This window comes from Streptomyces sp. NPDC059788, assembly GCF_042732265.1.
In the GTDB taxonomy this organism is placed as follows: domain Bacteria; phylum Actinomycetota; class Actinomycetes; order Streptomycetales; family Streptomycetaceae; genus Streptomyces.
This window is the reverse complement of the sequence record NZ_JBHWHY010000081.1, coordinates 18,015-27,925: the sequence shown is the minus strand read 5'-3', so window position 1 is coordinate 27,925 and position 9,911 is coordinate 18,015. Positions and strand designations below refer to the sequence as shown.

Below are 9,911 nucleotides of genomic sequence, written 5' to 3'. Positions count from 1 at the left end.
GATCAGCACCTTAAGAGGCACGCGAGCCCGACGACAAGCCCCGGCCGCCGCCGACACCCCCGTCCTCAGCGGTCCCTCCCGTCGCGGGCCCGCCCTCGCCCGTCCCACCCGTCGCCACGGACGCCGCACCACCCCCGGGCCCCTCGCCCGCCCCGTCCCCCTTCGGGGTCGCCGACTGCGCGATGAACGCCCCCGCCAGGACGACCACGCCGCCCACGATCTGCGGCGCCGTCAGGTGCTCGCCGAGCAGCACCCACGCCAGAACGGTCGCGATCACCGCCTCCAGGCACGCCACCACCCCCGCCACCTGCGGCGACAGCCGGCGTACGGACAGTACGCCGGTGAGGTACGCCAGTACGGTCGCGACCAGCACGATCCAGCCGAGCAGCAGAGCGGCGGGCACCCGGGCCCCGTCCATGTACGCGCTGCCGCCGAGGACCGGCCAGTCCATCTCCCAGGGCCGCGCGACGACGGTCAGCACGACCGCGCCGATCAGCAGCCCGAACGCGATCACGCCCAGCGGGTCCGCCGCGTCCTCGCCGTCGCTGCCGTGGTCGGACAGTACGAAGTAGCCGACCTGGCAGCAGGCGGCGCCGAGAGCCAGCACGATCCCCACCGGGTCGAAACCGAGACCGGCCCACACCTCGACCACACAGGCCAGCCCGCCGACCGCCAGCACCACCCCGACGGCCGCGGCCCGCGAGACCGGCTTGCGCTGGACGAACCGGACCCAGCCGAGCACCAGCGCGGGCGCGAGGTATTCGATGAGCAGCGCGACCCCCACCGGGATGCGGGACAGCGCCGCGAAGTAGCACGCCTGCACACCGGCCACCGCGAGCAAGCCGAAGCCCATGAGGAGGGCGGGGCGGCGCAGCAGCAGTCGCCGGTGCCGCCAGGCGACGGGCAGCATGACGAGGGCGGCGCCCGCGACCCGTAGCCAGGTGACGTGCAGCGGTTCGAGGCCCGCCGAGATCAGGGGTTTGGCGGCCACACCCGAACCGCCGAAGGCGAAGGCGGAGATCAGCGCCAGGACGAGTCCGACGTTCCGGGCCCGGCCGGTGGTGTCCTCGCTTCCCGGATGTACCGGGTCCCCGGGCCGCTTGGGGGTGCGGGGCGCCCCGGAAGTGCGGGAGGTGCGAGGGGTATGGGAGGTGCGGGAGGTGCGGAAGATCCTCCAAGACCTTGAAGTTCCGGAAGCCTCAGGAGCCCCTGTGGAACCCGGGGCCCCCGAAGCTCCTGCGAGCCCAAAGCTCCCCTCGGCCCCCGACGCCGCCTGCGCCACCGGACCCATCGGACCCACATGTGGCGCCTGGGCCGCTCGCCCCACTCGACCCGCTCCGACCGCCTGGTTCCCCGTAGACGTGCGCATCGGCTCATGATGGCAGGCGCCGTCAGCAGCGTCACCCCTGATACGCCTGTCATTCCTGGCCCGAGCGGTCCCCGTCCAGCCGGGCGGCGAGCTGTTCCGTATCGACCGCGGCCCGGCGCAGCACCTCGACGGCGCGCGACTCGGGATCGTCGACGAGGGACGCGAGCAGGTCGAGGCAGGCGGCATGGGTCGCGTAGCGGGCGTGCGCGCGGTCGAGTGCGCCGTCCAGGGCGGCGGCCGCGGCGGGCGACCAGCCCGGCACCACTCCCTCGGTCACCATCGGCACCGCGCCGGAGTCCTCGACCGTACCGTGCCACTGAAGTCCGTAACCGATGCTGCGCTGCACGAGATAGCCGAGCAGCCGGGCGACCTGCGGCCCGCCGTCGAACGCCGCCCGGACCGAGGGGTCCGACTCCAGCAGCCCGTGCAGCAGATGGGCCGTGTCCACCTGGCGGTCGCCGTCACGCGTGGCCCGCCTGCGCGCGGCGGAGATCACCGACGCGAGTTCCACGGTGAGATGCGTTTCGAGGTCCTCGCGAGGCGGGCCTCCTCCGCTGTTGTACGCAGTACGGTTTTGCACAATCCCCACCCCACCAGCAGCTGACGCCCGGAACATCCCCGGCGGGAAGCATTTGCGCATCCGCCCGTGGTTGGGCACGCCTTTCCGGAATCTCATCCTTGCGGAGGAGATGCGAGGCGCCAACCCGGAGCGCTCCGAGGGGCGCACACAGCTGCCGTACACGCCCTGCGGGCAACCAGGGGACGGCCCCGGCACGTCCCCTCCCTCACAGCACACCGGCCCGAGTGCTCCGAGAGCCCCCGAGCGCCCCGAGCCTCACCTCCGCCCCGAACTGCGCACTGCCCCCGAGCACCACTCGGCCACCGACGTGCCGTCCGCCCTTCCGCCCCGTTCCCGTCACGAAGGAGTCCGAGGAGTTCAATGGCCGCCAGCCACCCCGACACCGATCCCGATTCCGGCTCCGGCTCCGGCCCCCATTCCGGCCCCGACTCCGAGCCCGCCCCGGCGTCCGGTCTTCCGACCCACCGCCCGCTGCTCTTCCTGGGCATCGACGGCGTCCTCAACCCGGTACTGCCCACCGCCGGTTTCACCGCCCACTCCCTGCTCGACTTCACCGTGCTGCTCTCCGTCGACCACGTCGACTGGCTGCGCGAACTGTCGGACACGTACGACCTCGTGTGGGCCACCACCTGGGAGCACGACGCGAACACCCACATCGCCCCCTTACTGGAGCTGCCCAGGCTCCCCGTCGTCGAATTCACCGGCCCCCGGGGCCACCCGGAGAGCCGCGGGGCCGCCGGTCACGACGGCGCGCCGGGCCGCATCTGGCCGCGGCTGCTGCGGTACGCCGGACGCCGTCCGTTCGCCTGGGTCGACGACGTCATAGCCGAGAGCCTGCTGCACCTGAGCCGGGGGCGCCCCGACCGTCTGCTGATACCGGTCGACCCGGGACGGGGCCTGCTGCGCGGCCACGTCGACCGGCTGCTGGCAGCGCCCCCCTGGAGCGCCCCCTCCCCCACCCCCGCCTGACGACAACGGGGCAGCGACGGGACTGCGAATCGCCGCGGCGGCACTCCCGCCCCCTCCGGCGCGCGCCCACCCTGTACACGAAAGGGCCGTGACCAGGGATTTCCCCAGTCACGGCCCCAGGCGAGCTCACTCATCATCTCCACGCCTCAACGCCGCGCAGTCGGCCGCGAACGGCTCACTCGTCCTCGGCGAGGATCAGATACAGCTCCTTGCGGGCCTTGTTGACCACCTTGACGGCCTTTTCCCGCTGCTCGGGCGTACCGGTGGCCCAGACCTGCCGGAATGCCTCGACCAGGCCGCCACCCGCCTTGCGGATCTCGTTCATGGCCTCCCAGTCGATGCCCCGGCCGGCTTCCTCCCAGGGGGCGTCGGCGACGTTCTCCGCCTCCGTACGTCCGGCCTCGGTCAGCGAGAAGAGCTTCTTGCCGCCCTCGCTCTCGCTGCTGATCAGCCCCTCGTCCTCCAGGAGCTGGAGGGTGGGGTACACCGAGCCGGGGCTCGGCTTCCAGGCGCCGCCACTGCGCTCGGCGATCTCCTGGATCATCTCGTAACCGTGCATCGGCCGGTCCTTGAGCAGGGCCAGGATCGAGGCGCGTACGTCACCGCGCCGCGCCCGGCCGCGCGGCCCGCCGCCGCGGCCCCGGCCACCGAACGGCGGCCCGCCGAAGGGCGGCCCGAACGGCCCGAACGCGGCTCGCCGCCCCTCGAACCGGCCTTCGTAGTCTCCTCGGCCACCGTGGCGGCCCTGTCCGTGATGTTCGTGTCCATGGGAACGCATGAGGGCGCTCCTTTCTTCTCGTCGTTGCATTGTTGATCAATCGCGACATCGCTCTGATCGTTCGCGATGCCTCAACGATATATCGGAACTGTTCGGATGGCAACGCCCGAGGTCGGCGCCTGCTTTCGGTGCCCCTCTCGGAGACCGATCGCGCCGCACAGAGGCCCGGCTGCGGAAGTCCCCAGCCGATGGCCGCGCACCGAGCGGACGGGGGCAGGGTCAGGACCGAGTTTCAGGCCGGGGCGCGGAAGCCGTCGCTACGGTTGCCGGATGGGGAACTGGGACGAGCACGGCGTCCGCGCACAGATACGGGAGATGGCCGCACGGGACCCGGAACGGGAGCGTTTCGGGGCGCGCACGCATCGGTACACGCTGGCGCCACGGCTGCCGGAGACGGAGATCCGGGCGTTCGAGGAATCCCACGGCATCGCTCTACCGGTCGAGTACCGGTCCTTCGTCGCGGAGGTGGGCAACGCCCGGCAGGGCCCGGCCACGGCCTGATGCCGTTGACCGTGCCCCGCCCGGAGGCCGACGAGGAGTGGGCCGCGGACGACGAGCGGGAGGAAGACCGGCCGCCGGGCCGGCTCGCGGAACCGTTCCCGCTCACCGGACCCCTGCCCGGCCGGATCGGGGCACCGGTCGACGCACTGACCCGGGGCACCCCTGGCGCGGCGCGCGCCGAGTAGGCTCGCGCCCCATGGACCAGCTGCCCGGGAGCGTGGACCGCGACATTCTGGAGCACCGGATCATCTGCGCGCTCAAGACGATCCGCGAGGCGTCGGGCTGCACGCTTCACCAGGCCCTCGACGTCTTCGCGCAGCGGTACGAGGAGCTTCGCCGCGACCGTCCGGACGACTTCGCCGCGAGCCGGGACGACTACGGCCGGGACTTCCACTCCTGACACATCGCTACGGAGCCACCGCTCCCCGCGCCTCGCCGAGCGGCGCCAGCTGCCGGCTGAGCCTGAGCACATCGCCAACCGTCCGGGGGTCGGTACTGCCGCGGAAGGCGGGTACGGGGGCGCCGCCGGGGCCGATGAGCAGGCCGGTCCGCCCGTCGAGCGAGGCGTCGGTGGCGGCGACGACGGAGGACCGGGCAGCCGCGGACGCGGGGCCCGCGGTGGAGCGTTCGAAGGTGCGCCGGACCAGGGGCCACAGGAGGCGCAGCGCCGGAGAGACGATCTTCGGTGAGCGCATGGTGCCGTTGGTCAGGTCGGTCGCGGCGCCGCCGGGGTCGGCCGCGAAGACCGTGACGCCGCTGCCGCGCAGACGCTCCGCCAGATCCAGGGTGTAGGCCAGGTTGGCGAGCTTGGCCCGGCCGTACCAGTGGAAGCCGTAGTAGCCGCCCGGCGGTTCGACGGCGTCGAAGGTGCGCTTGGCGGCCCGGATCGCCCCGGAGCTGACGTTCACGATCCGGCTCGGCCCGCCGGCCCGGAGCCGATCGAGGAGGAGCTCCGTCAGCAGGTACGGCGAGAGATGGTTGACGGCGAACGTCGCCTCGATCCCGTCGACGGTCCGCTGCCGGTCCGCGAACATCGCGCCCACATTGTTGACCAGAACCTTCAGCGGCTCCTCGGCCGCCAGCCGGGCGGCGAGGGCCCGGACTTCGCCCAGCGACGCCAGGTCCGCCGCCACGAACCGCGGCTCACCTCCCGTCGCGACCGCGGCGATCCGCTCGACCGCGCGGGCACCGCGCCCGGCGTCGCGGCCGATCACGGTGACCGCGAGTCCGTACGCCGCCAGCCCCTTCGCGGTCTCCAGACCGATTCCTCCGGTCCCCGCCGTCACCACTGCCCGCTGCTCCATCAGGCCAGCCCTCCGCCATCTCGCCAACCGGCCAACCGGCCACCACAACCGGATAGCTATCCGATTCGATGCGGGCACGCTAGCACAAACGGATAGTCATCCGGTTAGCTGAACAGAGGAACGCGAAGCCGGCGAATCAAGAAGGCGGGGAACGCGAGCCGAGCCCGCGCAATCCAAGAACCCCGAAGAGGCACAAGAAGCCAAGGCGGCCCCCCGCCCCCGCCCCGCCGTCAGCCCGCCGCGCGGAGCCCCCGGAGGAGGACGTCGAGATAGACCTCGACGCGATGCGGATCGCTGTCGCCGGAGCGCGCGGCGTGCTCGATGCCGCAGAGCAGGCGGCGCACGTCGTCGGCCTCGACGTCGCGCCGGATGGCACCGGCCCGGCGGGCACGGTCGAGCAGCTCCGCGACGGCCTGGTCGAGTTCGGCCTTCAGTACCGAGGTCTGCGTCTCGTTGTCGCTGGCGGATTCCAGTACCGCGGTGAACCCGGTGTCGTCCAAGGCGTGTACGAGGGTGAACCGCAGCAGGCGGTGCAGGCCCGCGAGCGCGTCCTCGTCGGCGGCCGCGGCCCGGGCCTCGTCGACCAGTTCCTGGAAGCGCTCGGCCGACAGCGCCTCCCACAGCGCGTGGCGGTTGGGGAAGTGCCGGTAGACGGTTCCCACCCCGACGCCGGCGAGCCGGGCGATGGTGTTCAGCTGGAGCGAGTCGTCACCCGCGGCCAGTTGTTCGCGGGCGACCTGCAACACCCGGGCGCGGTTGCGTGCGGCGTCCGCCCGCAGCGCCGGCCCCTGCTCGCTCTTCGGTGTCACGGGCTCAGCATAAAGGGCACCCGCTCAGGCCTTCCGCTCCAAGTACCCCGCGAGGGCGCTGCGGCTGCGCCGGAGGTCGTCGATGCGTTCGTCCGTGTCCGCCAGTACGCGGCTGAGGATGGTCTGTACGTCCACGCACATCTCGAACTCCGGTTGCTCGCCCCGGGCGCACGGCAGCACCGCGCGGATCACCTCGGTGGTCAGGCCCGCGTCCAGCAGCGCCCGGACCTGCCGCACGGTGAGCACCGTGTCGTCGTCGTAGCAGCGGTAGCCGTTCGGGCCCCGCCCGGCGGTCAGCAGGCCCTGTTCCTCGTAGTACCGCAGCAACCGCGCGCTGACTCCGGTACGCCGGGACAACTCCCCGATCAGCATGTTCCCCCGCCCGAAGTTGACCTTCTCATTGATGTGAAGCCCTAACGTCTCCCCCGGAGCGAACATTCCGCACCCGCCGACCACTGCGCCGGCGGCGGGCCGCCGCTCGCGCCCCGCGTACTCGCGCTCGCGCCCCGTACCCGTATCGCTGGAGTGACGTCATGACCTCTTTCGTTGTTCACCTTAACGGCCGGGCGGCGACCGCCGCGGAACTGGCACCGCTCGCCTTCGCCGGGTACGCCCACTTCACCGCCATGCAGGTGCGCGGGGGCCGGGTCCGGGGCCTCGACCTCCACCTGGAGCGGCTGCGATCCGCCTCGCTGGAGATGTTCGGCCGCGCGATATCCGACGACCGGGTGCGGGCCTGCCTGCGGGCTGCGCTGGAGGCCGGGCCGGCCGACCTCTCGCTGACGGCCACCGTGTATCTGCCCCCGGGCGAATTCGCCGTGGCCGGGGCGGATGTGGAGCCCCAGGTGCTGGTACGTACGGGCCCGGCGGCGTACGGACCGCAGGGGCCGCTGACGCTCGCGGCCGTCGCGTACGAACGGCCTCTCCCGGCCCTGAAGCACGTCGGCGAGGTCGGCAAGACGTACTTCCTCCGTGAGGCCGTGGGCCGGGGCTTCGACGACGCCGCGTTCGTCGACCGGCGCGGCCGGCTCAGCGAGGGCTCCATCTGGAACCTGGCCTTCTGGGACGGCCGGACGGTGGTGTGGCCCGCGGCCGAGATGCTGGGCGGCATCACGATGGGCGTCGTCCGACGGCAGCTGGACCGCCTCGGTGTCCCCCAGCGGGTCCAGGAGGTCACGCTCGCCGATCTGCCCGCGCTGGCCGGTGGTGTGGTCATGAACTCGTGGACGCCCGGTGTGGCCGTGCACCGGATCGGCACGGAGCCCCTGCCGGACGCACCGGACTTCATGGCGCTGCTGCACCGCGCGTACGAGGCCGAGCCGCTCACCGCGCCTTGAGAAGGCCGCATCGCCGACTGGCCTCGCTCTCCCCCTCCTCCGGAGCCGCCACTTCTCATCTTGCGGGCACGAAATCAGTCCAGTCGAACCCGATTGGCATTGGTCGGTAATGATGTGGCCCTCTAGGGTCCAAGCCATGAGGATTCGCATCGTTGACGCCTTCACCGACCACCCCTTCGGCGGCAACCCCGCCGGAGTCGTCCTGTTCGACGCCGGCGGCTTCCCCGACGACGCCTGGCTCCAGCGCGTCGCCGCCGAGGTCAACCTCTCCGAGACCGCCTTCGCGCACCCGCTGCCCGCGGGCGGCGACGCCGACTGGGCCCTGCGCTGGCTCACCCCGGCCGCCGAGGTGAACATGTGCGGTCATGCCACTTTGGCCACCGCGCACGTCCTGCACACCACCGGCACCGCCACCGGCACGGTCCGTTTCACCACCCGCAGCGGCGTGCTGATCACGACGGCCGACGACAGCGGCGCGATCACCATGGACTTTCCGACGGCGCCGCTCACCCCGGTCGAGGTGCCGCCGGCCGTCGCCGAGGCACTGGGCACCGAGGTCCGTGGCGCGTACGACACCGGCGAGAACCTCGGTGACCTGCTCGTCGAGCTGGCCGACGAGAAGTCCGTGCGGGCGCTGGAGCCGGACGTACGGGCCCTCGCCTCGCCCGGCGGCCGCGGGGTGATCGCCACGGCCCGCGCCGAAGCGTCCGACGGCGGCTACGACTTCGTCAGCCGCTGCTTCTTCCCCGCCGTCGGCATCGACGAGGACCCGGTGACGGGCAGCGCGCACACCGCGCTCGCGCCGTTCTGGTCGGCCAGGCTGGGCCGCGACGAACTCAGTGGCCTCCAGGGTCCGGCCCGCCGCACCGGCATCGTACGGACCGCGCTGCGCGGCGACCGTACGCTGCTCACGGGCTCGGCCGTCACGGTCATCGACGGCGAGCTGCTCGCCGCGCCCTGACCGCCGCCGCATGCCCGACGTGTCCGCCGGGCCCGGCCGCAGCCCCGGCCGGGCCCGGCACCCCGGCGCCTCACACCGTGGGCAGCCACCCCACCTTCCCCGCCAGCAGCGCGTACCCGAGGAACGCCACGATGTCGATCAGCGCGTGCGCGGCGACCAGCGGGCCGACGCGCCCCCAGCGCCGGTACAGCAGTACGAAGATCACACCCATCACCATGTTGCCGATGAGTCCGCCGACGCCCTGGTAGAGGTGGTACGAACCGCGCAGCGCCGCGCTCACCGCCAGCGCGGCCACCGGGGTCCACCCCAGCTGTCCCAGCCGCCGCAGCAGATAGCCGACGACGATGACCTCCTCGACGACGGCGTTCTGCGCCGCCGAGGCGATCAGTACGGGAAACTTCCACCACACGTCGGGCAGTGCCTCGGGCACCACCGTCAGGTTGAAGCCCGCGGCCCGCGCCCCGAGATAGAGCAGCAGTCCGCTGCCGCCGATGACCGCCGCCACGCCGGCGCCGCGACTCAGGTCGAATCCGGGCCTGCGCAGGTCGAAGCCGACCGCGCGCAGCCCGCCGGCCCGTTCCCGCATCAGCAGGTGCGCCACCAGCGCGACGGGGACGAGCGCGGTGGCGATGCCGAACGTCTGCCAGGCCAGGTCGAGCCACGGGCGTCCGGGCGCGTGCGAGGAGTTGAGCATCGCGGCCTGGTCCTTGAGGCCACCGGGCTTGGTCAGCGATCCGATGAAACTGATGAGCGCGGACACACCGCTCGCGCCGAGCGAGAGCGCCAGGACCAGCACCGTCTCGCCGCGCAGGACCGGCTTCGAGAGCCCGTCGGACACACCGGCCTCGCCGCCGTCCCACCCTCCGCCCGGCCCCCGCCGCCCCCGGCCGGGGGAATCCGCACCGGTCACGGGACTCGCGTCCGACTGCACAGCTGCCTCCAGTTCCGCACTGCTTCCGCGCTGCCGCATGAGCGCACTGCCGCCATGGGACGTCATGGCACGGTCGTGACCGGAACGTCATGGCTGGAACGTCATAGCTTGCCCGATGCGGGCCCCGGCATCCCGTACGGGGCCCGGGCGATCCGTACGAGGACGATCCGTACGAGGACGTCGCCCGCCCGCTACCGCGCCCGGTGCGAAAAGGCGGGGACACTCGGGCGGGACGCGACGGTCGCGTACTGCCGCTCGCGTACCACCGGTCTCTCCGCCATCGTGCGGGAGGCCGACGTCCCGCGGTCGGCCCGGCCGAGGCGGCGGAGCGGCAGCTCAGCGTCGGCTGACGCCTCCTCGCCGGAGGCCGAC

General features: G+C 72.6%; 13 protein-coding genes. 6 read left to right on the top strand and 7 right to left on the bottom strand.

The features are described 5' to 3' along the window. Positions 1 to 10: 10 nt before the first annotated feature. Together ACFV57_RS40680 and ACFV57_RS40675 are read right to left on the bottom strand one after the other, a co-directional pair. Entirely contained in the window at positions 11 to 1,030 is a 1,020-nt protein-coding gene (locus ACFV57_RS40680; protein WP_385243681.1) for a DMT family transporter, read from the bottom strand. A gap of 388 nt (positions 1,031 to 1,418) precedes the next feature. Further along, on the bottom strand, positions 1,419 to 1,949 hold the full coding sequence (locus tag ACFV57_RS40675) for a Clp protease N-terminal domain-containing protein (RefSeq protein WP_385243673.1): 531 nt from the start codon (positions 1,947 to 1,949) through the stop codon (positions 1,419 to 1,421). A 360-nt stretch (positions 1,950 to 2,309) separates the two neighbouring features. On the opposite strand from ACFV57_RS40675, the gene ACFV57_RS40670 reads away from it, so the two are divergent. After that, on the top strand, positions 2,310 to 2,918 hold the full coding sequence (locus ACFV57_RS40670) for an HAD domain-containing protein (RefSeq protein ID WP_385243670.1): 609 nt from the start codon (positions 2,310 to 2,312) through the stop codon (positions 2,916 to 2,918). Between the two features lie 175 nt (positions 2,919 to 3,093). Here ACFV57_RS40670 and ACFV57_RS40665 read toward each other — a convergent pair whose 3' ends face one another. Next, complete coding sequence (locus tag ACFV57_RS40665) at positions 3,094 to 3,696, bottom strand: PadR family transcriptional regulator (RefSeq protein ID WP_385243668.1); 603 nt, start codon at positions 3,694 to 3,696, stop codon at positions 3,094 to 3,096. Between the two features lie 270 nt (positions 3,697 to 3,966). On the opposite strand from ACFV57_RS40665, the gene ACFV57_RS40660 reads away from it, so the two are divergent. From ACFV57_RS40660 to ACFV57_RS40650, 3 genes are read left to right on the top strand one after another with little or no spacing between them, the layout of a single operon-like run. After that, complete coding sequence (locus ACFV57_RS40660) at positions 3,967 to 4,197, top strand: SMI1/KNR4 family protein (protein WP_385243665.1); 231 nt, start codon at positions 3,967 to 3,969, stop codon at positions 4,195 to 4,197. 11 nt (positions 4,198 to 4,208) lie between these two features. Beyond that, the gene (locus ACFV57_RS40655) at positions 4,209 to 4,382 is read left to right on the top strand and encodes a hypothetical protein (RefSeq protein ID WP_385243662.1); all 174 of its coding nucleotides are present in this window, start codon (positions 4,209 to 4,211) and stop codon (positions 4,380 to 4,382) included. Positions 4,383 to 4,393: 11 nt separating this feature from the next. Next, positions 4,394 to 4,597, top strand: a complete 204-nt coding sequence (locus ACFV57_RS40650; protein ID WP_385243660.1) for a hypothetical protein — start codon at positions 4,394 to 4,396, stop codon at positions 4,595 to 4,597. A 7-nt stretch (positions 4,598 to 4,604) separates the two neighbouring features. On the opposite strand, the gene ACFV57_RS40645 is transcribed toward ACFV57_RS40650, so the two are convergent. From ACFV57_RS40645 to ACFV57_RS40635, 3 genes are all read right to left on the bottom strand, one after another. After that, a complete protein-coding gene (locus ACFV57_RS40645) occupies positions 4,605 to 5,501 on the bottom strand; it encodes an SDR family NAD(P)-dependent oxidoreductase (protein ID WP_385243657.1) in 897 nt (298 codons plus the stop codon). Positions 5,502 to 5,731: 230 nt separating this feature from the next. Beyond that, the gene (locus ACFV57_RS40640; protein ID WP_385243654.1) at positions 5,732 to 6,310 is read right to left on the bottom strand and encodes a TetR/AcrR family transcriptional regulator; all 579 of its coding nucleotides are present in this window, start codon (positions 6,308 to 6,310) and stop codon (positions 5,732 to 5,734) included. A 24-nt stretch (positions 6,311 to 6,334) separates the two neighbouring features. Next, entirely contained in the window at positions 6,335 to 6,682 is a 348-nt protein-coding gene (locus ACFV57_RS40635) for a MerR family transcriptional regulator (RefSeq protein ID WP_385243651.1), read from the bottom strand. A gap of 161 nt (positions 6,683 to 6,843) precedes the next feature. Here ACFV57_RS40635 and ACFV57_RS40630 point away from each other — a divergent pair, with 161 nt between their 5' ends. After that, the gene (locus ACFV57_RS40630) at positions 6,844 to 7,647 is read left to right on the top strand and encodes an aminotransferase class IV family protein (protein ID WP_385243648.1); all 804 of its coding nucleotides are present in this window, start codon (positions 6,844 to 6,846) and stop codon (positions 7,645 to 7,647) included. Between the two features lie 136 nt (positions 7,648 to 7,783). Continuing rightward, the gene (locus tag ACFV57_RS40625; RefSeq protein WP_385243645.1) at positions 7,784 to 8,608 is read left to right on the top strand and encodes a PhzF family phenazine biosynthesis protein; all 825 of its coding nucleotides are present in this window, start codon (positions 7,784 to 7,786) and stop codon (positions 8,606 to 8,608) included. Between the two features lie 70 nt (positions 8,609 to 8,678). Here the strand turns inward: ACFV57_RS40625 and ACFV57_RS40620 are convergent, their stop codons facing one another. Continuing rightward, positions 8,679 to 9,539, bottom strand: coding sequence for a CPBP family intramembrane glutamic endopeptidase (locus ACFV57_RS40620; RefSeq protein ID WP_385243678.1), 861 nt, complete (start codon positions 9,537 to 9,539; stop codon positions 8,679 to 8,681). Positions 9,540 to 9,911: the final 372 nt, after the last annotated feature.